23 protein-coding genes are annotated in these 24,742 nt (G+C 44.6%); 13 read left to right on the forward strand and 10 right to left on the reverse strand.

Annotated features, from left to right (window positions below; genetic code table 11):
• Positions 1-2 precede the first annotated feature (2 nt).
• The gene (hydA, locus tag NSS67_RS04225; RefSeq protein WP_339318459.1) at positions 3-1,430 is read left to right on the forward strand and encodes a dihydropyrimidinase; all 1,428 of its coding nucleotides are present in this window, start codon (positions 3-5) and stop codon (positions 1,428-1,430) included.
• A complete protein-coding gene (locus NSS67_RS04230; RefSeq protein ID WP_339318460.1) occupies positions 1,430-1,681 on the forward strand; it encodes a hypothetical protein in 252 nt (83 codons plus the stop codon). The genes hydA and NSS67_RS04230 overlap by 1 nt, the downstream gene beginning before the upstream one ends.
• 320 nt (positions 1,682-2,001) lie before the next feature.
• On the opposite strand, the gene NSS67_RS04235 is transcribed toward NSS67_RS04230, so the two are convergent.
• Together NSS67_RS04235 and NSS67_RS04240 are read right to left on the reverse strand one after the other, a co-directional pair.
• Positions 2,002-2,220, reverse strand: coding sequence for a GNAT family protein (locus NSS67_RS04235; RefSeq protein WP_339318461.1), 219 nt, complete (start codon positions 2,218-2,220; stop codon positions 2,002-2,004).
• Between the two features lie 55 nt (positions 2,221-2,275).
• Positions 2,276-2,518, reverse strand: coding sequence for a hypothetical protein (locus NSS67_RS04240; protein ID WP_339318462.1), 243 nt, complete (start codon positions 2,516-2,518; stop codon positions 2,276-2,278).
• A 183-nt stretch (positions 2,519-2,701) separates the two neighbouring features.
• On the opposite strand from NSS67_RS04240, the gene NSS67_RS04245 reads away from it, so the two are divergent.
• Together NSS67_RS04245 and NSS67_RS04250 are read left to right on the forward strand one after the other, a co-directional pair.
• Positions 2,702-3,319: a TVP38/TMEM64 family protein gene (locus NSS67_RS04245; RefSeq protein WP_339318463.1), complete on the forward strand. Its 618-nt coding sequence runs from the start codon at positions 2,702-2,704 to the stop codon at positions 3,317-3,319.
• Positions 3,320-3,378: 59 nt separating this feature from the next.
• Positions 3,379-4,293 (forward strand): aldo/keto reductase, encoded by a 915-nt coding sequence (locus tag NSS67_RS04250; RefSeq protein ID WP_339320498.1) that lies wholly within the window; start codon positions 3,379-3,381, stop codon positions 4,291-4,293.
• Positions 4,294-4,301: 8 nt separating this feature from the next.
• On the opposite strand, the gene NSS67_RS04255 is transcribed toward NSS67_RS04250, so the two are convergent.
• From NSS67_RS04255 to NSS67_RS04270, 4 genes are all read right to left on the reverse strand, one after another.
• Complete coding sequence (locus NSS67_RS04255; protein ID WP_339318464.1) at positions 4,302-5,813, reverse strand: aminotransferase class V-fold PLP-dependent enzyme; 1,512 nt, start codon at positions 5,811-5,813, stop codon at positions 4,302-4,304.
• 124 nt (positions 5,814-5,937) lie between these two features.
• Complete coding sequence (locus NSS67_RS04260) at positions 5,938-6,414, reverse strand: DsrE/DsrF/DrsH-like family protein (protein ID WP_042131456.1); 477 nt, start codon at positions 6,412-6,414, stop codon at positions 5,938-5,940.
• 140 nt (positions 6,415-6,554) lie between these two features.
• Positions 6,555-6,872 carry a hypothetical protein gene (locus NSS67_RS04265; protein WP_339318465.1) on the reverse strand — a complete coding sequence of 106 codons (318 nt, stop codon included), beginning with the start codon at positions 6,870-6,872 and terminating at the stop codon, positions 6,555-6,557.
• A 53-nt stretch (positions 6,873-6,925) separates the two neighbouring features.
• Positions 6,926-7,549 (reverse strand): acetate uptake transporter, encoded by a 624-nt coding sequence (locus NSS67_RS04270; RefSeq protein WP_339318466.1) that lies wholly within the window; start codon positions 7,547-7,549, stop codon positions 6,926-6,928.
• 305 nt (positions 7,550-7,854) lie between these two features.
• On the opposite strand from NSS67_RS04270, the gene NSS67_RS04275 reads away from it, so the two are divergent.
• The 4 genes from NSS67_RS04275 (at position 7,855) to NSS67_RS04290 (ending at position 11,736) form a co-directional block, all read left to right on the forward strand.
• On the forward strand, positions 7,855-8,772 hold the full coding sequence (locus tag NSS67_RS04275) for a prenyltransferase (RefSeq protein ID WP_339318467.1): 918 nt from the start codon (positions 7,855-7,857) through the stop codon (positions 8,770-8,772).
• A 35-nt stretch (positions 8,773-8,807) separates the two neighbouring features.
• Complete coding sequence (locus NSS67_RS04280; RefSeq protein ID WP_339318468.1) at positions 8,808-9,584, forward strand: DUF6081 family protein; 777 nt, start codon at positions 8,808-8,810, stop codon at positions 9,582-9,584.
• A 38-nt stretch (positions 9,585-9,622) separates the two neighbouring features.
• The gene (gene menA / locus NSS67_RS04285) at positions 9,623-10,576 is read left to right on the forward strand and encodes a 1,4-dihydroxy-2-naphthoate polyprenyltransferase (protein WP_339318469.1); all 954 of its coding nucleotides are present in this window, start codon (positions 9,623-9,625) and stop codon (positions 10,574-10,576) included.
• Positions 10,577-10,740: 164 nt separating this feature from the next.
• A complete protein-coding gene (locus NSS67_RS04290) occupies positions 10,741-11,736 on the forward strand; it encodes a Gfo/Idh/MocA family oxidoreductase (protein WP_339318470.1) in 996 nt (331 codons plus the stop codon).
• 88 nt (positions 11,737-11,824) lie between these two features.
• Here NSS67_RS04290 and NSS67_RS04295 read toward each other — a convergent pair whose 3' ends face one another.
• Together NSS67_RS04295 and NSS67_RS04300 are read right to left on the reverse strand one after the other, a co-directional pair.
• Positions 11,825-13,189, reverse strand: a complete 1,365-nt coding sequence (locus tag NSS67_RS04295; protein WP_339318471.1) for a dicarboxylate/amino acid:cation symporter — start codon at positions 13,187-13,189, stop codon at positions 11,825-11,827.
• A 557-nt stretch (positions 13,190-13,746) separates the two neighbouring features.
• Positions 13,747-14,760 (reverse strand): NAD(P)-dependent alcohol dehydrogenase, encoded by a 1,014-nt coding sequence (locus tag NSS67_RS04300; protein WP_339318472.1) that lies wholly within the window; start codon positions 14,758-14,760, stop codon positions 13,747-13,749.
• A gap of 116 nt (positions 14,761-14,876) precedes the next feature.
• On the opposite strand from NSS67_RS04300, the gene NSS67_RS04305 reads away from it, so the two are divergent.
• From NSS67_RS04305 to NSS67_RS04320, 4 genes are all read left to right on the forward strand, one after another.
• Positions 14,877-15,269, forward strand: a complete 393-nt coding sequence (locus tag NSS67_RS04305) for a helix-turn-helix domain-containing protein (protein WP_339318473.1) — start codon at positions 14,877-14,879, stop codon at positions 15,267-15,269.
• A 201-nt stretch (positions 15,270-15,470) separates the two neighbouring features.
• A complete protein-coding gene (locus NSS67_RS04310; protein ID WP_339318474.1) occupies positions 15,471-16,271 on the forward strand; it encodes an ABC transporter ATP-binding protein in 801 nt (266 codons plus the stop codon).
• Positions 16,264-17,931: a hypothetical protein gene (locus tag NSS67_RS04315; protein WP_339318475.1), complete on the forward strand. Its 1,668-nt coding sequence runs from the start codon at positions 16,264-16,266 to the stop codon at positions 17,929-17,931. Before NSS67_RS04310 ends, NSS67_RS04315 begins: the two co-directional genes overlap by 8 nt.
• A gap of 135 nt (positions 17,932-18,066) precedes the next feature.
• Positions 18,067-20,082 carry an EAL domain-containing protein gene (locus NSS67_RS04320; RefSeq protein WP_339318476.1) on the forward strand — a complete coding sequence of 672 codons (2,016 nt, stop codon included), beginning with the start codon at positions 18,067-18,069 and terminating at the stop codon, positions 20,080-20,082.
• Between the two features lie 94 nt (positions 20,083-20,176).
• Here the strand turns inward: NSS67_RS04320 and NSS67_RS04325 are convergent, their stop codons facing one another.
• Positions 20,177-21,871: a methyl-accepting chemotaxis protein gene (locus NSS67_RS04325; protein WP_339318477.1), complete on the reverse strand. Its 1,695-nt coding sequence runs from the start codon at positions 21,869-21,871 to the stop codon at positions 20,177-20,179.
• A gap of 246 nt (positions 21,872-22,117) precedes the next feature.
• Here NSS67_RS04325 and NSS67_RS04330 point away from each other — a divergent pair, with 246 nt between their 5' ends.
• The gene (locus tag NSS67_RS04330) at positions 22,118-22,549 is read left to right on the forward strand and encodes a MarR family transcriptional regulator (RefSeq protein WP_339318478.1); all 432 of its coding nucleotides are present in this window, start codon (positions 22,118-22,120) and stop codon (positions 22,547-22,549) included.
• 75 nt (positions 22,550-22,624) lie between these two features.
• Here NSS67_RS04330 and NSS67_RS04335 read toward each other — a convergent pair whose 3' ends face one another.
• Positions 22,625-24,484 carry an LTA synthase family protein gene (locus NSS67_RS04335; RefSeq protein ID WP_339318479.1) on the reverse strand — a complete coding sequence of 620 codons (1,860 nt, stop codon included), beginning with the start codon at positions 24,482-24,484 and terminating at the stop codon, positions 22,625-22,627.
• Positions 24,485-24,742: the final 258 nt, after the last annotated feature.

The raw sequence follows: 24,742 nt of genomic DNA on the forward strand, positions 1-24,742 counted from the left end.
GGATGAAGAAGATTATTAAGAATGGAATCATCGTTACCGCAGCAGATACTTATACAGGCGATGTGGCTATTGAAAATGGGGTTATTACGGCGATTGGCTTTCATTTGGAGACCTCGGGTGCGGAGGTTATCGATGCCTCTGGTTGTTATGTTTTTCCTGGGGGCATTGATCCGCATACGCATCTGGATATGCCTTTTGGCGGCACGGTTACAGCGGATGATTTCGAGACGGGGACGATTGCTGCTGCATATGGTGGCACGACCACAGTCATTGATTTTTGCCTAACCACCAAAGGACAACCGCTCCAGCAAGCCGTAGATACATGGCATCATAAATCGCAGGATAAAGCGGTGATTGATTACAGCTTTCATCTTATGGTATCGGAGCTGAACGATAAGGTGCTTGGCGAGCTTCCGGAGATTATTGAGAAGGAAGGCATTACCTCGCTCAAAGTATTTATGGCGTATAAGAATACTTTCCAGGCGGATGACGGTACACTTTTTAAGACGCTGCAAGCTGCGAAAAAAGAAGGTGCGCTCGTGATGGTGCATGCGGAGAATGGGGATGTCATTGAATATCTGGTGGAGCAGGCCTTGGCCGCAGGCAACACCGATCCGATCTTTCATGCACTGACCCGTCCGCCAGAGCTGGAGGGTGAAGCCACGGGACGCGCTGCTTACTTGACGGAACTAACAGATTCACAGCTGTACGTTGTACATGTGACCTGTGCGAAAGCCGCTTGGAAGATTGCTGAAGCGCGTAAAAAAGGACTGCGTGTCTACGGAGAAACTTGTCCGCAGTACTTAGTGCTGGATCAGACGGCGTTGGAAAAGCCCAACTTCGAAGGTGCGAAATACGTATGGTCTCCGCCACTGCGTGAGCAGTGGAATCAGGATGTGCTATGGGATGCGCTTTGGAGCGGCAGCTTGCAGACGATAGGCTCGGATCAATGCTCCTTTGATTTCAAAGGACAAAAGGATCTGGGACTTGGCGATTTCTCCAAAATCCCGAACGGTGGGCCGACCATCGAGGATCGATTTACGATTCTATATTCGGAAGGTGTGCAGAAAGGCCGGATCTCGTTGAACAAATTCGTAGACATTATTGCTACCTCCAGTGCTAAGCTGTTTGGATTGTATCCGCAAAAAGGCACAGTAGCAGTAGGGAGTGACGCTGATCTGGTCATTTTTGATCCTTCTGTGGAGAGAGTTCTCTCCGCTGATACGCACCATATGAACGTCGATTATAATGCGTTTGAGGGCTTTGAAGTGAAAGGTGAGCCTGTTTCTGTCCTTAGTCGAGGCGAGTTTGTGATTCGAGACAAGCAATTTGTTGGCAAGGCTGGCTCGGGAAAATATTTAAAACGTAAGCGTTTTGCAGCAGAGGCGCCTCTTCCATCCAAAGCGGAAATTAGCGGAGGTGTAATCTAATGTCTGCTTTTGCGGAATATGCCAAAGAACAGCAAGAGATCGACGGGCTGCTCTTTAAAGGATATACGATCACCAGTATCCTAGAGGATTTGGATGGTGCTCGGGTCACGTTCGTTAGAGGGGAACCGGCCAAGAGCTCAATGGAGTTATTATTGCTGACAGCGGATGCCCGTAAGTATGTGACGACCGTTGTGATTGCTGGGTTGATGGCGGCAGATGAGCAGACAGGTTGTTACAGTGGAGAGGTTTAAGGTGAGCGAATTGAAAGCTGAGTAGTAAGCTCCTGGGAGATCATGGGCTTGGTGCTCGGCTTTTTATTGTGCCTATGAAAGGGTGCGAGGAGATAACCTCCCTGAAAATAGCCGATTATCGTCTCGGAGTATACTTTTTGGGGAAATCCTCCCCAAAAGGTAGCTGATTATGGTCCCGAAATAGACGTTTTAGGGAAAACCTCCCTAAAAATCACTGAAATGCGCCGATTTTGCTCAAATTCGCTAAATATTAGGGAAGCTTTCCCTAATTTGCAGTTATAGGCACCTGAAGACCAACAATCAGGGAGGATTTCCCTAATCTATCTCTTCTGCTGCTGCTCGCGCTCCATATACTCATGCCGTAATATGGACATGATATGCAGAGATTCGAAGCGTTCCCCTACTTTTATGCAATCACGCAGAGTGCCTTCCAGTGTAAAGCCACAGCTTTCGTAGACATGGCGAGCTCTATGGTTGTGATCCCTAACATCTAACCATAGGCGATGTGTTTCGGTGTGTCGGAAGATCCAGTCGGTCACGAGATGAAGTGATAGCTTGCCATACCCAAGCCCTTTGGAATGGATGACAACTCTTTTAATGCAGACGGTAAGGTGTGTCTTGAAGTCCTGTTACGATGATATAGCCGACTCTTTTTCCTGAGCTTTCTCTAATTGTAAGGTGTAGAATATCTGGATCTTGGATGGCCGCAGTATGCTCCTCTTTGCTCCATTGTCCGATATAGGCACGATTTCCTTCGTTTTGTTCTGTTGCTAATACGAATGCTAAATCCTGAACGGTTGTACGTTGTAGATCCAAGGCTTCTGAATGGATGATCATAACCATGCGCCCCTGTCTCATATGTATTTTCTAAACCATGGTAACTGACGGTTTACTTGCTGTCATTCATGGAGTTCTAGCTTGTTTTCTTTATATTGGAAGAGCTCTAGGAATGATCACAACTTCGTGTATAATTGAGACCAGGTGTTAAGAATTCCAATCGGATGAGGAGATCAGCTGGTTATGTACTTTCTTGATATTATGTCTTGGCTGACAGAGGATAATCTGCGGCATTTGCTTGAACAATATCGTTCGTTTGGGCCCTTTCCGGGCATTGCGTTAACGTTTATGAAATCATTTATACCACCACTACCAACTATTGCGATCGTCGGATTAAACGGGGCTGTATATGGTTTATGGTTAGGTTTTTTGTATTCTTGGATCGGCTTGGTTGCGGGCTGTGTGACCACATTTTGGATTATTCGCAAAGTAGCCTCTCATCGTTATCTACGAAAATGGGCAGAACGGCCAAAGGTAGCCAAAAGCATGACATGGGTGCGGCAAAGTGGGTTCAGCTATGTATTTCTGCTAAGTATATTCCCGGTAGGCCCCTTCGTTGTAGTTAATATGGCTGCTGGTCTTGCCGGAATGAGGTTTCGTTCATACATCCTTGCGCTCACTGTGGGCAAGGCGATTATGGTATTCGCGGTATCATATATTGGAAATGATCTTGAACGATTCATCCGCCAGCCGTGGGAGATCATCTATGTCTTGGTGTTTATTGGACTGTCACTATGGGGAGTCAAAGCCATTGAGGCGCGGTTCGCTAGAACGGTGCAGGATGGAAATAAGGTCGCTTAGTCCTGTGAATGAACTCACTTGAATATCTGAATCTAAACAGATCGAAGGAGGAAATGATGATGAAATATCGTAAGCTTGGTAGTACAGGAATGAATGTATCGGTGATCGGCTTAGGTACTTGGCAGTTCGGTGGAGAGTGGGGCAAGGATTTCACTCAAGCAGAAGTGGATGCCATGCTAGATAAGGCTGGAGAGCTGGGTATTAATTTGATTGATACGGCTGAGTGTTATGGAGATCACTTATCAGAGAAGTTCATCGGGGGCTATCTGGCTCGCCGGAAACGTGAGGACTGGATTGTGGCTACGAAATTTGGACATCATTTTCAGGGGCATCTGCAGCGGGAACAGCTGTGGCGTGCTGAGGATGTACTGAAGCAGCTAGACGATTCACTGCGTGCACTCCAGACAGAGTATATCGACCTCTATCAATTCCACTCTGGAACCGACGAGCAATTCGATAATGATAAGCTGTGGAGTATGCTCGACAGACAGAAGCAGGCAGGGAAAATCCGTCATTTAGGCGTCTCGATCAGTGCATCGGGCTCAGGTGTGCATCAGACCTCTGCAGCAGCAGATGTGCAGGCAGAGGCCATACAAGTGGTATATAATCGGCTGGATCGTAAACCTGAGGAAGAGATTTTTCCGATTTGCATCGAGAATCAATTAGGCGTATTGGCTCGCGTTCCGTTGGCGAGTGGTTATTTGAGCGGCAAGTATAAGCCGGATGCGGTTTTTGGACAGGGTGATGTCCGAGCGAACCATAACGAGGATGTAAGACAGAAACAGCTACGGGCTGTAGCTGAAATTGCTGCCAACGAAGTGCCTTCTGGTCTTGATATGGCGCAGTGGGCTTTGGCCTGGTGCCTTCAGCATTCCGCAGTAACCAGCGTAATTCCGGGCTGTAAGAATGTAGAACAAGTTATCTCCAACGCCAGTGCTGCCGATTTGGACATGGTGAAGGGTAACACGAAATAAGTTGGAAGCTACATTGAAAAAAGCTCTTTGACCTTCGCGTCGGCTGGATCCTTATCGTAGATATGGGTCCAACTGTTCGTGGAGGCGTCGTAAAGATAGTCCTGTTTCCACCACTGGAAATGGATTACGATGTTTCGCACAGCGGATACAATTCTCTCTACTTCCTGATTGGTCATAATAGGGTGTAGAGAGATGCGGATCCAACCCGGTCTAAGCGACTGGTCCCCTACCGTAATAGCCTCAGCGATCTGCGCAGATTGCGCCCACCCTACTCCAAGCAGGTAATGTCCATATGGACCCGCACAAGAGCAACCCCCTCGGGCTTGTATACCGAAGCGATCATTCAGCAGCTGAACAGCTAGGTTGTAATGAATATCGCGCAATGTAAAAGAGACGATGCCATGACGTTCTGTATGATGTCCAGCTAGCAGTGAACATTCAGGTATGCAACGGAGCCCGTTCATTAATTTCTGGCACAGTTCGAGCTCTCTAGTCACCATATAATGACCGCTTCCATTCATTTGGTCTTTTAGCTTCACACATAGTGCCGTCCGAAAAGCTTGCAGAAATCCCGGCGTTCCCCCGTCTTCCCGCATCTCTATTTCATTTGTGTAACGGCGTCCTCCCCAAGGATTGACCCAAGCCACTGTCCCTCCGCCCGGTTCGTCAGGAATACGTCCATTACTTAATGCCTCATCAAAGATTAGAACTCCGTTCGCGCCCGGCCCACCCAGAAATTTATGCGGAGAGAAAAAGATCGCATCCAGCTTCTCCAGTGGTGAGATAGGATGCATATCGATTGGCTCATAGGGAGCGCTGGCAGCGAAATCTACAAAACACAGGCCACCATGACGGTGCATCATCGCGGCAAGCTTCTGGTAGGGGGTCTGAATTCCTGTCACATTCGAGCAAGCTGTAAATGATCCAATCTTCCAGCGGCGATGCTGATACAATCCTAACAGAGCTTCAAGCTGCTGGAGATCTATATTTCCGTTCTTTCCGGGAGGAACGGTTACAACGTCACCAATCCCCTCCTGCCAAGGAAGAATATTTGAATGATGCTCCATATGGCTGGTGAAGATCACGGGACGCTCCTCCATCGAATGGATATTATTTTCCTGGAGCCATTCGGGGAGTCTTAAGCCCATAATACGCTGTAGCTTGTTCACGGCTCCGGTTGTTCCATTTCCGCAGAAGAGCAGGATGTCCTGAGGGCCGGCATTTACATGCTTTTTAATGATTTGTCGTGCTTCATTATAAGCCAGTGTCATAGTTAATCCTGTTGTGTTGGAATCTGTATGCGGATTGCTAACATATGGACCGAAGGCTTCCTGCAGCTTCCGTTCGATCGGTTCATATAAGCGTCCGCTTGCTGTCCAATCGGCATACAGCAGTGGCTGTTTACCATAGGGCGTGGTGATCTGATGCCGAATCCCAATGGTGTGCTCACGAAAGGTCTCAAAATGGTTTTGTAGTGAAGCGGGCGTCTCTGCAGAAGAGGCGTGGATGATGTTTAGCACGGATTTCCCTCCAGCCCGTACACCGTCTGTTCTAAAGTTATGCTGTGTTCTCGGCGTACCAGTAGTTTCTATGGCACCAGTATATGCTTGCTTGGGGAATTGGGTTAAAGCCTAGTTGAATCATTTATATAAATAATTGGACATCGCTTTCTAGTGCATCTTTTAAATAAGCCGCAGCATCGATAATCTCGACCTCTGGCAGCAGCTCTTCTGTTTTAAAGCCCATGATCTCGACAGAGAGCTTGCAGGCATAGAACTTGATGTTTTTTTTGCGAGCCCCTTTTAGAAAATGAATCAGCTTCGGTGCGCCTTGCTCCTCCATCATTTCCTCTAGCATCATTCGGCCCAGTCCGCTGAAGTTCAGATGGGAGAGCGGTAGCTGACCAGGGCCCTTTGGTGTAATGACATCCATCAGCTTCTCATAAATACTCTTATCCTCAAGTGTCATTTTCTCCGGATCACGCACCAGAAATAGGCCCCAGAAAGAGAAGAACATCGTAACCTCGACATCAATATCTCTCGCAGCATTCGCTAGGATCAGTCCTGCCATGGCTTTGTCGTATTCTCCGCTGAACATCAGTAAATTGATTTTTTTACTCACCTACATAGCCCTCCCGTTACTTATTTGGAATGTCATTAGTATGGTGCTGGAGGGGAGAAGTATGCGAAAGGACCTTCTGAATGTAAAAAAAAGCCCCCTTACGGGAGCTCAATCACCTTTATTCTGTTGCCTAGCTTCTACTAATGTACTTCAGAATCTTTAGATTCCGGATCTAAGGTGCTACGGATATCATAGTAACGGGCGGAAAGCCAAATGCTTCCAGTAAATAATACGATGAGTCCAAGAACGATAGAAAATCGCCAGTCGCCTGCCTTGAAGTTCAGTTGAAGTACCGTTAGTACTAGCGAAACCTGGGTCCAGACCAGTGTTCTTTTGCGAAAAGCCGCAATATCTCCAATCATCTTTGGGATATTCCGAATGATCAAATAGGCAATAACTGCGAGGATAAGTGCAAATATAGCAGTTACAGCTAATTCAGAAGAGGATAGGACATGCATTGTCTCAGGCATCCTTTCGGCTTGCAAAAGTATAGGATATAAAAGGTGAATTACTATTTCTTGAAGATACCTAGTGGAGCTCCAGTCGGTAAGAAGGTGCGTCCGAAATGAGCGTTTAGCACAGAAGCGCCACAACCGTATAGAGACACTATACCAATTCCTAGCTCTGCACAGGCAGCAAGCTTGTGGAAGAACTCAGGAGCGATACCGAAGGAATCAAAAGTTAGTCCAAGAAAGAGGAAATCTATCAATACAAAGATGATAAGCAAAACTCTATTAGCCTCAACTGCGCCAATGGTCATAAAGATTGTGAAGATCAAGTAGCCCAGAAATACAAAACCGAGCTGCTTAGGATCTACAGCCTCCGCAAGCGTTGGGCCGAATACGCCGAGCTTGATCAGCCAGCTGCTAGCCATACCGAACCAAAAGAAAGCGTAGGCGCCAAAGGCAGTCATACCAAAGGTGTTATTGTGCTTAGCATCTTGAATTGCGGCGAATAGTTGAGCGAATGCTCCCAGGAAGATAGCCCAAGGAATGACGTAGCTAAGTCCTGTTGTAAGTTCAAGCTTCTGGGAAGAAGCGACCAATGTGACAATAGCCAGTCCGAATAGCCCGATGGCGCTTGGGTCTGCGGTGACGATTTTGACAGATTGGGTGTTAGGGGATTGCGCTGACATAACAGTAAAAGCCTCCATTATTATATATAGTTTTACGCTCTTAAAAACAGCACTCAAGGAGCGCTGTTCATAGGCCTGCCTATCATATCATATCGGTATGTGCTTGCCTATAAAACAACACTCATTTTTTGTCGTGAATTGATGGTCCTATGTCCAATAAGAGGTTATTTAGCTAAGCAAACGAAAATATTATGTCAAGAATAGACATTATATGCAGTGATAATCTTCACAATCTGTTGAAAATTGATGTATAATAGTCAGTGATAATTATTATCAAGTCATAATGAAAAGGCGGTAAGCTTGAAGTGAACAAATGGACATTATTTACGAAGGCGACCCGGTTTTGGAGTTTTTCTGTTATGCTCATCCCGATTGTCTTAGGTACGGTTGGGGCATATGTATGGGAAAGGTCATTCCATCCGGTCTTATTTATTCTAACCTTAATAGGGGCGATTTCGGCGCATCTGTTTTCCAATATGGTCAATGATCTGTGGGATTATCGCAACGGAACAGATACAAAGGCGAAGAATTCCGCTGGTGAAATCAGCACAAACTCCGGGCTGCTGACAGGTGGAATCCTCTCGGAGTCTTTTTATGCAAGGATGACTTGGAGTATGCTGGCGATTGCCATCATATGTGGTGGTGTGCTTAGTATATATAGCGGTTGGAATATCCTCTGGTTTGTACTTGTGGGTGTTTTAATTGCTTATTTCTATGTAGCCCCGCCACTGCGTTATGGATATCGCGGCAAAGGATACAGTGAGTTGGCTATCTTTATAGCTTTTGGGATTATGCCAGTGTTAGGCTCCTTTTTCGTACAAACGGGTCATTTTAGCATGAAGCCAGTAATTCTTTCGTTGCCGGTTGGATTCTTGACTACATTATTGTTGTTTAATCACCATTTCTTACACTGGAAAGCGGATGAGCAGGCAGGTAAACTTACGCTGGTTGTGGTGTGGGGTGAGCAAAAAGCACTTGTATTCTCGCGTGTGCTTCTCTTCACTGGATACGCTTCTGTGGTGGTCTGTGTACTGATGGGCGTACTTCCAGTTTATGCACTATTGGCGCTGGTTACAGCCTTCTGGCCGATTCGTATTTATCGTGGACTGAAGTCGCAAAACGCTTCGCCAGCCTATATCCCGCTCATGGGTGCTTCACAAAAAGCCTCCGTTCGATGCGGAGTAGTGATGGCCACAGCATTATTAATTCAAGGATTATTCTGATACTAATAGTCAACATACAGAAGGAGTGAGCTTTCATGGAAAAGAAGGACAAAGAATTGATGAAGGAAGAACAAAACACTAAAGGCAATCGTATGGTGCTTGGCGATTTTCACTCCATTTTAGAAGAAGGAAAGGTCTGGAAGACGGGTGGATTTACATTGCCAGATGGATCCTTCTGGGCTTATCGTGAACCGGAAGCGGTAGTTATCGTTCGTAATGATACGCTTTATGTACGTGCGAAATTATCTCGCGAGAATCATCAAGTGCAAATTCTAGACAATGCTAAGCATATGTATTACTCTGCGGAGCCAGTGGTCATTCCTGAGGCCGGAGAGATTAGCTTTGAGCTACAAATTCGTTGCCGTACACAAGGCACAGCACCTGGAGATTTGTACGATGGTTATGTATCGCTGAACTTGCTTGATTTTACGACAGGCGCGGCGCTTGACTTTTTTGCGGGAAATGATAAATATGCTAGTGTATATGGTATTTTGCCGTTCCCAGGGGTACAAGTACCAGAGAGTAAAGGAACGAAATATTTCTGCATTTTTAAAGAAGATACGGATTTCAAACCACGTGAATTTAATACCTACCGCATAACTTACCACCGTGGCAATGATGAGGCTGTATTTTATTTGAATGGCAAAGAAGTTCGTCGTGAGAAAAATATACCGATCAAATTCAACAACTTTACAGTGGCGCTCGGAATTATGACGGAGAAGGATCTGAGTCCTGAGGGCAGCGTATCTGTACATGGACAAACTGTTATTGCAGAATGGTCCCCAGTGACGATCACAACGACTGAACAGTAATGCCAAGTAGGCTCAATTGATAAATAAGGGTGTATGGTGTGAATATTAAAAGCTTTCTAAGATTTGTTGAGCTGCCGACGAAAGTAGCCAGTATGATTCCATTTCTAATGGGAACGCTGTATGCCCTGTATCGGTTTGAGGATTTTTATGTGCTGCGGTTTGGATTGATGTTCGTTTCCTTGCTTAGTTTTGATATGGCAACGACGGCGATTAACAACTATTACGATTTCAAAAAAGCTTCCAAAACCCACGGCTATGGCTATGAAACACATAATGCGATTGTGCATTTTAAGCTAAAAGAGAGCACCGTCGTGGCGACGATTGTTATCTTACTAGCTCTGGCTGCAGGGGGCGGGATTGCGCTTGTTACTCAGACGGGGCTGCTGGTCTTTTTACTTGGTGGACTGTCGTTCTTAATAGGTATCCTTTATTCGTTCGGGCCGATCCCGATCTCGCGGATGCCATTAGGTGAGCTGTTTTCGGGTTTATTTATGGGCTTTGTGATTATTTTTATCTCTGCCTATATTCATACGGACGAGCATGTGGTATCGCTGCTGTTTCAGAACGGCTGGGTCAGCCTGAATATCAACATCATGGAAGTGCTGTATCTGTTCTGGTTCTCCGTGCCGGCTATTCTGGGGATTGCAGGGATTATGCTCGCTAATAATATTTGTGATATTGATGAAGATGTGGAGAACCGCAGGTATACGCTTCCGGTGTACATAGGCCGCCGCAATGCGCTCGTGCTGTTTAAATATCTCTACTATGTCTCTTATCTGGATCTTGTAGTGCTGCTGATATTAGGGATTAACCCTATTTTAGTCCTGTTAATTCTACTCACGCTGATTCCGCTTCATCGAAATATCGCATTGTTCACACAAAAGCAGGAGAAGGCGAGCACCTTTATTCTTGCCGTCAAAAATTTCGTGTTGATGAACGCGGCGCGTATTGTTGTGCTGGGTGTGGCTGTGTTATTAAATGCGATAATGTAACTTCTCTTCATTTGAATTAAAAAGCAGTATCTATCGGAGATGAAGCTCCTTTAGGTGCTGCTTTTTTGCGTTCGGATTACTCTTTTCTATTAGTGATGGGTTTCATTCTATGATAAGGTGTCTTAAAGTATAGTAACTAATCCAAGGGAAGAGGTGTAGCCATTATGGTACAGAAGCTTCGCTGGGGAATCATAGGCTGTGCGCAGATTGCGACAGGTTCAGTGATGCCAGCTATCATGAATTCAGATTCGGGAGTGATTACAGCGGTGGCAAGTCGTGGCTTGGAAAAAAGCAGCGCTGTAGCCGCAGAGTTCGGAATAGAGAAAGCATATGGCAGTTATGAAGAGTTACTTGCGGATAAAGAAATTGATGCGGTGTATGTTCCGCTCCCTAATCATCTCCATCGTGAATGGGTGATCCGAGCGGCGGAAGCCGGTAAGCATGTGTTATGTGAGAAACCGATCGCACTGAACAGCCAGGAGGCTGCAGAGATGGTAAAAGCGTGTAACGATGCAGGGGTTCACTTAGCAGAAGCGTATATGTATCGGCATCATCCTCGAATTGCCGAAGTACAAGCGATTATCGCTAGCGGTGAAATCGGAGAATTACGCTCGATTCGAGGCACGTTTACTTACAATGATGCTACGGACACTTCAAATATTCGTTTTAAATCGGCTTGGGGTGGCGGCTCGCTTTATGATGTAGGCTGTTATCCGTTAAGCGCGGCACGATTGTTGTTTGGGACGGAGCCGGATGCTGTGACCGTGCATGCGAAGTTCTCCCCTGAACATGATAATGTAGATATGATGGCTTCAGGCCTGGTAGAATTTCCGAATGATCTAAGCTTGATCTTTGATTGCGGAATGTGGGCATACAACCGCCAGCTGTTAGAGATTCTTGGGACCGATGGGATGATTGAAGTGCCTATGCCTTTTAATGCTAGAGATGAGGATGCGGAATTCTTTGTGCATTCTGGTGACGGGGTAAGACGGGTTGAGGCTACTGGGGCTAATCCGTACATTCGACAGGTGGATGATTTTGCAGCTGCTGTGTTCACTGGCGAGAGATTCATTGCGCCGGAGGACCCCGTGCTGAGTATGCGGCTGATCGAGACTTGTCTTGCTTCGGCTAAACAGCGGCAAAGAATTAGTATGCTGTAAAAGCTGTTTCTAATATAGATCTACGCAAAAAAACCTCCGGCTTTCTGCTATGAGCAGATGCCGAAGGTTTTTTTTGTGTGTTTGGCTTTTACACTGTGCCCAAGAGAATATCATCTTCGTCATCATTGCTATTAAACGCTGCGCGGTCAAATTCACCTTCTGAATCGGCAACTAGCAGAGCGGTTACAGCTGTTCCAGTTGCATTTACAGCGGTACGCCCCATATCGATGAGCGCTTCCACACCCGCAACGATAGCGATTCCTTCAAGCGGTAGACCGAGAGCGGTTAGCACTACAGTGGTGGAGATTACCGCAGGGCCAGGAACCCCGGCTACACCAATGGAAGAGATGATACTTACTAATACGAGTGTGGCGTAGTCGGTCCAGTTCAGATCAATGCCGAATACTTGAGCGGTAAACACAGCCACAATGGCCGGCCAAATCCCGCCGCACGCGTTAAAGTTCACGGTTGCACCTAATGGGGCAATAAAGCTCGCGATCCGTGGGGAGACATGAAGCCGCTTCGTAATCACCTCGAGATTAACAGGAAGTGTTGCGTAGCTGCTTCTGGTTGTGAAGGCGACAGTAATGGTTGGATAAATTTTGCGGAAGAAACGAATTGGATTCACCTTCGCTACTAATAGAACCAGCCCACCGAAGATCAGTACGAAATGTATAATCATTGCGACATAGGAGGTTATTATTACGCTACCTAACTCCTGCAACGTCTCCCAGCCATAACGTGCGGTAATTCCGGCAATCAGCGCGAATACGCCGTAAGGCGTCAGGCGAATAATGAATTTCACGACCTGATGCAGCACCAGTGTCAGTGATTCAATTAGATCTCGTACAGGTTTCACGGCTTCTGGCTTCTTGGAACCGATCTTGATTATAGCTACGGCTAGGAATATTGCGAAAATGAGTAAAGGCACAACCTTACCCGTCGCCGCTTCGTTCACAGGGTTAGATGGAACAAGATCCAGTATTACCTGAGAGAAGGTCGGGATTTCCCGCGCGGCAAAATCTGCGGGTACATCTTGTTGTATGCCTTGACCAGGATTGAAGAGCAGGGCAATCGAAAGGCCAATAATAGAAGCAACACCTGTTGTCCCGAGGAACCAGGCAAAGGTCTTGATTCCTATTTTGCGTAAATATTCTAGGTTGGTTAAGGAAGAGATGCTGTTCAATACAAGAATGAATACTAATGGAATAACGAGCATGCGAATCAGGCTGACATAGATGCTGCCGAATGTACTAATGGCTTTCGTCTCTAAGTCGAAATACTGAAAGAATATACCTGCTATAAGTCCGATCCCGAGTCCGATAAGTACCCGTGCGCCAAACCCAATTCTTTTACGTGCCAGCAGAAACAAAATTCCAAACACAACAATGGAAACGACAAATCCATACCAGTTAGTTTCAATAGCGGACAACAAATTGTTGTCTATGTTCATTAACAACCCCCCTTAAACCTAGTTGTTCAATATGTAAAATCCTGATGATCAATCTATATACAATTTATAGTAAAGTCGATGTGATAATATGTTAAAAATAAATAATTCCGATAAAAACCATGTGAAAAATAAAAAAATGATTGACAAGGGAGTAAAGCATGAATAATATGGGAATCAATCATTAAGCCATTGGAATCGACTGGACAGCCGGAGATTCAACGAATGACGCGTAGTAAGCGTCTCGTTGAGTCTCTTTTTTACCTGCAAAAATACATTTTTTAATGATACGCGGAGGGCTAAAACAAGAATACCTGCAAATCTGCAGGTATCCTTACTTCAGGTGAAGTCTCCGAGCTGTAAGTGAGGATATACCTGTAAATTTGCAGGTTTAGGATTTAATGAAGAGAATATCTGCTCAAAAAACTGTACTCATGCAGGTTTTCTTTAGTCCAGCGAAAGGTACGGATGAATAAGAGGAAATAACATTTTTATAGTGGGATGTGAGCGAGGGCTCATGAAAGTTTTTTATTATAGCCCTTACAGGATCAAATCTAAAGTTAAAATGTAATGCAAATTTTTCCGAAGTACGACCCCTTAGCCAAGTGATGCAATGCTTCAACAGTATGTTCAAATAGGAACACAGAGTCAATGATCGGGCGAAGTCCATTTTGTTCGACTGCACGGTTCATCGTCTCGAACATGTCACGACTACCAACATTGATGGCTTGAAGGCGCGCTTTTCTCAGAATGGCAGGGATGATTTCAAAGCCTTCCACTTGGAAGCCCGACAGACCGCCTACCAGGCTGATTCTTCCACCCACCCGCAGCGCCCGGATAGACTTATTTAATGTAGATGATCCACCGAGATCAACAATATGGTCTGCTCCGCGTCCCCCTGTCAGCTCAAGGACAGCCTTATCCCATTCAGGATTTTTTAAATAATTGACACCAAAATCGGCTCCTAATCCTTTGGCCCGCTTAAGCTTCTCATCGCTGCTTGATGTGATGATTACCTGTGCGCCGTGAAGCTTGGTAAATTGAAGCGCGAATAGAGAAACTCCACCCGTTCCTTGGATCACTACAGTCTCTCCAGCTTTAACCTTACCTTCTTCAACAATAGCATGCCATGCTGTAACGCCTGCGCAAGGAAGTGTTGCCGCCTCTTCATCTGTCAATAGATCGGGCACACGAACCAATCCCTCCTCGGGAAGCACAACATATTCCGCAAGCAGCCCATTCAAGGGACTTCCTAACGAGCTCACCCAATTTTCTTGTGTCGGTTCTCCCGAAATCCAGCTTTGAGTAAAAATACCGCTCACCCGGTCACCAATCTTGAATTTGGACGTATGTTCACCTAAGGCGACAACTTCACCAACACCGTCCGATACCGGAATTAATGGAGAGTTCAAAATCGGGTTATAAAAACCATCAATTACACCAAGATCCCTAGCGTTAAGGGAAACCGCCCGCATTTTTATACGAACTTCACCAGAACTAGGATTAGGAATTGGACGTTCAGCTACCTTCAGTTGATCGAGGCCAAATTCACTTTGAATTTCGTATACTTTCATGAGCAATCTCTCCTTTTTTTGAAGTGCATATACTTACAATAATCCATACACTACACTTAAGTAAGGAGGCACTTTATAGTGTCCAGGGAACCCAAAAGTGCATAGGAGGACTTTATATGAACCATCCATTTTCGACGAATGCCGTAGAGCCTGATATCTCGTTATCAATTTGTGGGTACAGTAAGGTCCTTGATATTATTTCTAATAAATGGACAGCTTTGGTCATCTATGCTATGGAAGATGGAATCATTCGTTACAGTGATATAAGAAGACGAATCGAAGGCATCTCTAAAAAAATGCTAACCCAAACTTTGCGGCAATTGGAACGAGATGGGTTGGTAAAGCGTGAGATTACACCATCTGTTCCACCCATCGTAGAGTATTCTCTAACTCCTTTAGGGGTATCTTTACTTGAGCCGATGAGAGCGTTAAATCAGTGGACGAGTGAAAATTATGTATGGGTTGAAAAGGCCAGAGCTTCATATGATCAAGTGGGTCAAGAGGAATAATTCGCGGGGGGATGACCTTTACGCTCTCAGGGAGAACCAATGGTTCTCCCTTTTGTTATGAAATAGGCATTAGCGTTCATAGCTATAAGATAAGTGAGTTAAATTATGGAGTGGGATTCAGTTGAATGATACAATTATTGTTATTTCACGAAATAGTAATTTTTAACATCTTCAATTAGTCGCTAGAGAGGGGATTAGGATATGGGACTTGCTGATGATCCAGTCATTGCGATTTCTGGTTTATGGATGAACTACACGGACCGAATGGTGTTAAGGGGCATTGACCTTAAGGTATACAGAGGACAAATTATTGGCTATATCGGCCCTAATGGAGCAGGCAAGAGTACAACCGTCAAAATTATGCTCGGTCTGGTAGAAGGTTATAACGGTAAAGTAGAGATTTTTGGTAGGGATATTGCTGATGGAGATGTTTCTTACAAGAAAAGAATAGGTTACGTGCCAGAGGTAGCTGAATTATATGATAGCCTCACCGCTAGAGAGTATCTAACCTTTGTAGGTGAATTGTACGGCATTAAGCGTAGTGATGTGGATTATAAAGCTGGAAAGTTAATGGCCTTGCTAGGTCTTGAGAAAGCATATGATTCGCGGATTTCAACCTTCTCCAAGGGGATGAAACAAAAGGTGCTGCTGATCTCCAGCATGCTTCATGATCCCGATATTCTATTCCTAGATGAACCGCTGAGTGGTCTGGATGCTAATAGCGTAATGGTGGTAAAGGAGATTTTTGCATCTTTGGCGGCACGGGGCAAGACCATTTTCTATTCTTCACACATCATGGATGTGGTTGAGAAGATCAGCAGCCGGATTGTTTTGATAGATGGTGGAGATATCGTAGCGGATGGGAGCTTTGCGGAGCTTAAAGAGAAGGGTAGTGAAGGATCGCTTGAGGATATTTTTAATCAATTAACTGGCTTTGATAAATACCGTGATATTGCGGGGGAATTTGTTGCGATCATGCAAGAGGTATCTTCTCATGACTGATTTCTATGTGCTGAAGCTTCTGGATAAGCTGCGAGGTGGATTTAGCCGTATCGGAGTTGATTATGACGTGATGCGGAGTATTCTGCAGGTCAAGCTGACGATGGACGGCAGAAGAACACCGACAGTGCTTGCTGGCATGCAGAAAAAGGAGGAGAAGGAGCAGAAGAAAGAGGGCTCGCCGCTGCGTGTGCAGTGGATCTATTTACTTTTTGGAGTCATGTTAATTCCTCTTATGATGTTAATGGGTAATTATATGCTGCAAATGAGCCTTGTATTTGGTGTAGTGATGTTTATGATTACGACCACATTGATCTCTGATTTCTCTTCCGTAATGCTGGATCTGCGGGACAAAAACATACTAGCTTCAAAGCCAGTGAACCGCCTTACCTTGAACATGGCGAAGAGCATCCACATTCTCATTTATTTATTAACGGTGACGCTGACACTGACCGGTCCTTCGCTGATTTTTTGCTTGTTCAAACAAGGGATACTGTTTTTTCTGTTATATGCTGCTGAGATTATTCTGATGGACTGCTTTATCCTCGTCATTACGGCGCTGCTTTATTTATTGATTATGAAGTTTTTTGATGGGGAGAAGCTCAAGGATATTATAAATTATGTGCAGATCATTTTGACTATAGGGATTACAGTAGGGTATCAGCTCATTACTAGGCTGTTCGATATTGTTGAACTGAGTACGTCTTTTAAACCGGAATGGTGGCAATATTTGATTTCTCCTATATGGTTTGCGGCTCCATTTGAGATGTTTTTTGGCGGGAAGAGGGATACACATTTCGTGGTGCTTTCAGTGCTAGCTTTAGTAATTCCGCTTCTGCTGATTGGGGCTTATATTAAGCTGATGCCTTTATTCGAAAAGAGCTTACAGAAACTATCAGAGCAAGGGAACGAGGAGAGAGGTAATGCCCGACTGGTGGACTGGATATCGAAAATAACTTGTAAGAACCCAGTAGAAGGAATGTTCTTTCGTTTTAGCTGGTCGATGATGAAGAATGAGCGTGATTTCAAGCTAAAGGTATATCCGGCCATCGGCTATTCCATCGTCTTCCCGTTCATTTTTATATTCGGGATTATCTGGGATGGTAATTTATCGTCCATTAAGGATTCAAACATGTACCTGATGATTTATTTCGGTGCGATGTTACTTCAGACGGTAATTCTAATGCTTCGATACTCTGCGAGTTATAAGGGTTCTTGGATTTATAATCTGATTCCTCTCCCGGACGCCGCACCCATATATCGGGGAATGCTTAAGGCAGCGATAGTTCGTTTACTATTACCTTTATTCGCTGTAGAAGCGATATTATATCTTTGGCTGTTTGGGTTGCGAATTGTGCCGGACTTAGTAGTAGTGCTGGTCGCAATGCTGCTTTATTCGGTCATCTGCTTCCGCTCCTATCCCCGGGTATTACCGTTCTCAGAGCGTTATGAGGCCGCTAAACAGAAGGATTACACGGCAAACTCCTTTGGGTTGTTATTCTTATTGATGGGGATGGCAGGTATACATTATGTTTTCACTTTGTTTACGGGCGGAGTGTATATTTACTTGTTGGTTCTGGTGGGTTTGAATTTATGGATATGGCGAATGACCTTTCCAAAAAACGTATCGCCAACAGGTCATGCTTCAAACTTTCCAGGTTGAGTGATTGTGTCTAATATGGACAATTTTTGCGTAATAAAAAAGGGTATGAATTATCTGATATTCGTGTACTGATTTTTTACTAGAGAAATACGCTGAAACGATTACGGGATTCAAAACCGGTGAAGAGGTTAACTTATGGATAAAATGGGCATCCACTACAATGTTTGGATTGTGTTACTATCATTTGCGCTAGCGGCAACGGCTGCTTATTCCGCACTAAATTTGATTTCGCAAGTTTCTGGTTCTTCCGGCAAAGTTCGACGCTTGTGGCTGATTTCGGGGGCTTGTGTGCTTGGCAGCGGAATTTGGGCGTTACATTATGTAGGAATCATGGCGAGTTGTTTACCCTTTGAGGTCAATTACTATATAGGCAGATCTATATTGTCGCTATTGGTCGGTGTGTTGTTCTGCTATTTGGCATTCCAGATAACGTCTGTGTCACGTTTGGGAGTATGGCGTTTAATAGTAGGCGGAATTCTTTTGGGTAGCGGAATTTCGGCTATGCATTATATCGGGATGTCCTCAATGAGGATAGAGGCGGAAATTCATTATGATGTGTGGATTCAAGGCTTTGCTATAATACTTGTTCTGGTATCGGCTTATATCGGATTATTGATGTTCTATAAGTTCAAAGAATGCGCGGGATTTCACCGATGGAAGCTGTACTCAGCATTGTTTATCGGATTTTCAGTTACCGGAATGCATTATACAAGTGTAAGGGCGAGTCATTTTGAATATAATAGCCTTCTCGAAGTCAGACCCCTTTTGATGGACAATGACGTTGTTCTGTTAATGGGGGTTTCGCTGATAACGTTACTTATGCTCGCAGTTTCTAGTGGCGCTGTATTTCTGGAGCACCATGTGCTTGAAAAGATGGCCTATCAAGATTCATTAACAGAGCTGCCGAACCGGCATGGATTGGAACGCTATTTTAAAAATGAATTTTTCGGAAGTAGATCTGGTGCCGTTTTTTTTATGGATCTGGATCGTTTTAAGTCGATTAATGATACGCTTGGACATGATATAGGTGATATGTTATTGCAGGAGGTTGCTGTAAGATTAATTCGTTCTGTAAAAGATAAAGGGAAAGTCTTTCGTTTAGGTGGTGACGAATTCCTGATTGCACTTCCGGATTGCACGCTAGAGGATGCAAAGTTAGAGGCAGAGCGTATTTTGCAGGAGCTTAAGAAATTCTATCGTATTCAGGACAACGAGCTATATGTTACTGCAAGCGTTGGAATCAGTATGACTCCTTTGCATGGGACTGATCGCTCAGCGCTAATGAAAGCCGCAGATACGGCTCTTTATACATCTAAGGATTCGGGTAAGAACAAATGCAGTGTGTTCGACCAGGAAGCCAATCGCCAGCAGTTGCGACGGATGTCGCTGGAGAAGGATCTTCGCAAAGCATTGGCACGTTCTGAGTTTATGGTTGTGTATCAGCCTAAATGGGATTCATATATGAATGTTATGGTAGGTCTTGAAGCACTGCTACGCTGGAGACACCCAGAGCATGGGATCATTTCGCCAGCTGAATTCATTCCGATTGCAGAGGAGACTGGACTGATCGTTCCGATTACCTATTGGATGCTGCATGAGGTATGCAGCCAGAACAGGTTCTGGCATAAGGAAGAGATAGCTAACGTACCCGTCTCTATTAATATGTCAGCACGGATGTTTGAGGACGGAAGCTTATACGATGTTGTAGCGGAAGCACTCACATGTTCGGAATTAGAGCCACACTTCCTTGAACTGGAGATTACAGAGTCCATTGCGATGCATAACATGAAAGAGACGGTCGCGCAGCTGTCCAGACTTCGGATGCTTGGGGTAAGAGTATCGCTGGATGACTTTGGGACAGGCTTCTCCTCTCTTGGTAATTTGGATGAGATTCCAGTCAATACACTCAAGATTGACCAAGTATTTATTCGTAACAGTAAGATGCATTCTAAGAAAGCTATTATCAGCAATATTATTGCGATTGCGACCCATCTAAATATGGAAGTCGTGGCGGAAGGTGTGGAGACACCAGAGCAGATCGAATTGCTGAAATCACTGGGTTGTAGAGTCATGCAGGGTTATTATTACGGCCGGCCGATGCCCGTTCAAGAACTGGGTGAGTGGTTTATAGCGAATACAGCAGCGTCGTGATCTATATGCATAGAAGAGGGGCTAGCGACCAAGCAGAATTTCTCTGCTTGGTCGCTAGCCCCTTTACGTTTAAGACAAAGACTATTAAGAAGGATTATACTTTGAAACGTTCAATAAGAATTTGTAGCTTCTCAGCTAGCGAGGACAGGAAGCCTGCCGCTGATTCCACTTCTTCCATTGCTGCAAGCTGTTCTTGTGAGGAGGCGGATAATGTTTCCGCACCGCTTGCTGTTTGATTAGCAATATCTACGATACTCTGAAGAGCAGCAACGAGACCATCGGAGATTAACGCTAGTTCGCGGACTGTCCCGGAAATCTGCTGACTTTGCGAAGCCATCCCAGAGACAGACATCTCAATCTCAGAGAAGGATTGGCCTGCCGTTACGATCATTTCCCGGCCTTGGTCCATCTCTTCCGTAGAGCGCTTCATGGTTTCTCCAGCTTGGTCCATCTGGTTCACGATGATGCTTACCAGTTGGCCGATTTGAGCAGCGGAGTGGGCGGATCGCTCGGCAAGCTTGCGTACGGAATGAGCAACTACCGCAAATCCTCTTCCCTCTTCTCCGGCTCTTGCAGCTTCAATTGCAGCATTTAGTGACAGTAGATTGGTTTCTTCTGCGATGCTCGCAATCGTACCCACAATATTTTCGATTTCCTTGGAATAGCCACCCAAGGTTTCAATTATGACAGCTAGATCAGTGATACTGTCACTGACGATACTCATCTGTTGCGTAGTGGAATCCATTGCTTCTCGGCCTGAGCGTGCTTTGTTCGCATTATTGGCAGCATTATTCATAGCATGATCGGCATTGCCTGCAATTTCTGTAATGAAGCGTGACAAGTCTTGTACAGACTTATAACCACCCTCCAGATTCTGTAGCTGTGTATTGGCTCCATCGGCAAGTTCGATCGTAACGTTAACGCTATGCTCGCCCGCTCGATTGGTTTCTTGTGCACTGGCAGAGAGCTCTTCGGATGAAGACGCCACCTGCATGGAGGTTTCATTGACCTCTGTAATGAGCATGCGTAGACTCTGTGTCATGCCATTGAAATTACGGGCTAGTGTACCAATCTCATCTTTGCTATTGAATGTAATAGGATCATGAGTAAGATCACCCTGTGCAACAAGATTTACACCTCTGGACAGCTTTGTTAATGGACTTACCATTCGGCGGATTAATAGATAGGCTGCCACGATAGCGATAACTAGAATGGAAGCACCGATAATAAAAGGCTGAACAATGATGTCCCGGGTCCGTTCTTGAATTAATGGACCGTCGAAATTAATAGCCATTAGAGCGACTATAGGCTTGGTAGGATCATGATCCTGATAGATGGGACCGTAGCCTGTCTTAAGAGAAGTACCTTCGTATGTATAAACCTTGGAGTAGGCGGAATGCTTATACTTAGTGATCATCTGTTTCTCTTCATCAGAGAAATAAAAAGTATCGCCTGCTTTATAACCTCTTGCTTTAAAACTCGAATCTGCGGCAAGTACTTTTCCATCTAGAGATAGAATGAATGCCTCTTTAAAAATAGCCTTATGTGCCACAATCCAACCGATCCGGTCCTCGATAGCCTCCAGTTTACTTTGATCTCCTGCAATCAATGCGGAAATGTCTGATGGGTCAATCAGCCCGGTTGTAATATTGGCACATCCTACCAATTCGATACCTGCTGCTTCGTCTACTTGCTTATACGCAGTCCGGTATCCGAAGAACCCAATGGATGATCCAACAAGTAATAACACGCTGAACATCATCCAAGTTAATTTTGTTGCCAATTTCATTTTTTGCACCAACCTTGACAAATTATGTTTTCGGAGACAATCACTCTCACTGTACGATTATAGCGTATCGTTAAGCTTAGAACCTTACATAGAATATAGTATTTTTGTGTCGGATATTGTAAATTAGTGGAATAATTATGGAAAAAAACGTGATTATGAAATCTTTAGTAGACAAAAGCATTGAATCATAACCAGCTCTAGTGGTACGCTTGAGTTATAAAAAACGGATTGGGAGTTGAAAAAAGAATGCCACATCAAGTAGATCCGTTAATAGAGCGTCTTGGATTATCCATGTGGAGGGTACAGCGTAAGATATTGTCTCAAATGTCTTTGCATAAAGAACTCGGACTTACTGTACCTCAGATGGGTCTGTTAAATATAGTAGCGAAAGAGAAGAAGTCGCGGGTGGTACAGCTGGCGGAGTCTATGGAGGTCAAATCCAGCGCTATTACAGTGATGTTAGATCGTCTGGAAGGGCTAGGTTTTATTAAGCGTGAGACCGATGGAAACGATCGGAGAGCGGTAGTGGTGACTATCACCGAGAAAGGTCAGCAAACACTTGAAGAAGGGCATTCCCGTTCAAAACAACTGCTTGCTGAGCATTTATCCATACTGAAGCCGGAAGAGCTGCGAAATTTCGCGGAGTACTACCGTATGATCGAGAATCAGGAACGGTAAATCTCTAGTTTTTTGCATTTAGATTCAGAAAGAAGGCCACCTTCTCCGGAGAGAAGGTGGCCTTCTTTGAATGGTTTATGGTTCAATTGGTTTGTCTGGCAGTTGCGTAATATAGCTATGGGAAAGCTGAAGAAGTCTCAATGCTCGGTTGTATTCATCTTCAGTAGCAGCCGGTGTTTTTCCATTATAAACAGGATATTGGGTATTATCTTCAAAGCTGTTACCCGGAATAAGTAGTCCTGAGCTGGAAATGAATGAACCAGAAGGTAAATAATATCGCTCTGGCAGCAAATTATAAGTCTGACTGAGTAGATCTTGACCGAAAACTAGGTGGTTGTCTAATGAAATTCCAAGTAGACCGGCAGCAGTTGGCATGATATCCACTTCGCCACCGACTTGCTCTAAGGTCTGTGGTGCTGTGCTGTCTCCTGCATGAATGAGCAGAGGAATGTTTAACATATCTGCATAGGTATATTCATGGCCGTAAATTTCAGTCATTAATTGTTTATCATCATGATCGAGCGAATAAATTGGCAATCCCATATGATCTCCGTAAATCATGATCACGCTGTTGTCCCATACGCCATTAGCTTTAAGCTCTTCTACGAAATGTCCGAAAGCATCATCTGCATAGTTCTGGGAACGGATATAGTCACCAACAAAAGTGCCTTCGTAACGCTCTGGCAGCTTCATGCGGTATTTTTCCTCAGGGATCGTGAATGGATGATGGGCTGACATCGAAATAACCTGAGCGTAGAAAGGCTGACCTTCTTTGTTCATGTCTTTTAGTTTAGCGGCTGTCTTACTATAGAGCGTATCATCAGAAGCGCCGAAGAAGAAGACATCATCTTCACCGAAAAATTTCCGATCATAATAATGATCAAAGCCGAGCGATTCATACAGCTCACCACGGTTCCAGAACTCAACGACATTGGTATGGAATGTTGCGGTCTGATAACCATTTTCTTTAAGCAAACGTGGCAGACTTGGAAGCACCTTATCCACATAAGACATGGTTGCCGCTCCACGTGGAGGGATGTAGGCAGAAGTGTTCACTACGAACTCTGCATCCGACGTATTCCCTTGACCGACCATTTGATAAAAATTAGGGAAGTAGAGACTATCCTTCATTACCTTGTTCAGGTTCGGTGTAATCTCTTGCCCGTCTAGCTTAAGTCCCAGCAAAAAGTTCTGGAAGGATTCCAATTGAATGATAATTAGATTCTTGCCTTTAGCCGTGCCGTGAAGTGGGGAACTAGCTGTAGTATTTATCCCCTTCAGTTCGTTGATGGTATCTTGTGTGATGTCTTTTGATTGCACAAGCTCTGGTTCTTCTTTTGCAAAGATCGTATAGGCTTCATAATTAAGGATACCCATTTCCTGAGCTTTCTTAATTTCGTTCATACTAGCCTTATTAGGCAAAATATTGAACAAGCATAGACCAAGTGAAACTGCGAATAGAACGCTATATTTTATTGTTCCGCCACGACGGTTGATATTTTCTTTCTTGTAGACCCGGCCTTTCTTGTTAAAGAAGAAATAGCCTCCTAGGACAATGATATCTGTAAAGATTAACAAGTAGTATGGATCCATTAGTGAGAATACACTGTTGCTGACGGCTGTGACTTGATTCACCTGCTCCGCTGCATGGTAAGTTACAATGACTCCATAATATTTAAAATACATAATGGCTGCGAAAAAGATGGCTGTCACTAATAAATTTACGGTCATGTAATATCCAAGCTTTCGCTTGGAGGCGAACCGCTCAATAATACAAAAGAGCGCCCAGGCAAAAGGGATTTCTGTCAGTAATGACTTCCAAGGTAGCACATCGTCAAAAATCACGCCCCAGGCCAAGAAGGCTTTTAGAATAAAAAGTATTGTAAAAAACACAAAAGGTTTAACGATCCACTGTTTAATGTTAAAGGATGACACAGCTTCCCCCTCTTTCTACATGATAAAACGCTATTTCCTAGCAATGAAGAAACAGCGTTTAAGACAAAATGATTCCATGGTAATAAAATTTATTATGCAGGGCTGGCTATAGAATGTCAAAAATCGAAAACGTAAGTATAAGCTTTGTGGAGCGCGTAAAGTTAAATACACATAGGTGAAAGATGATGTTTCTGCTGTCATATGGGGTTATACAGCGATTAAAGGACCAAAATAGACATTGGGAACAAAAAGGATATA

Source organism: Paenibacillus sp. FSL R10-2734 (genome assembly GCF_037963865.1).
Taxonomy (GTDB): Bacteria; Bacillota; Bacilli; order Paenibacillales; family Paenibacillaceae; genus Paenibacillus_AQ.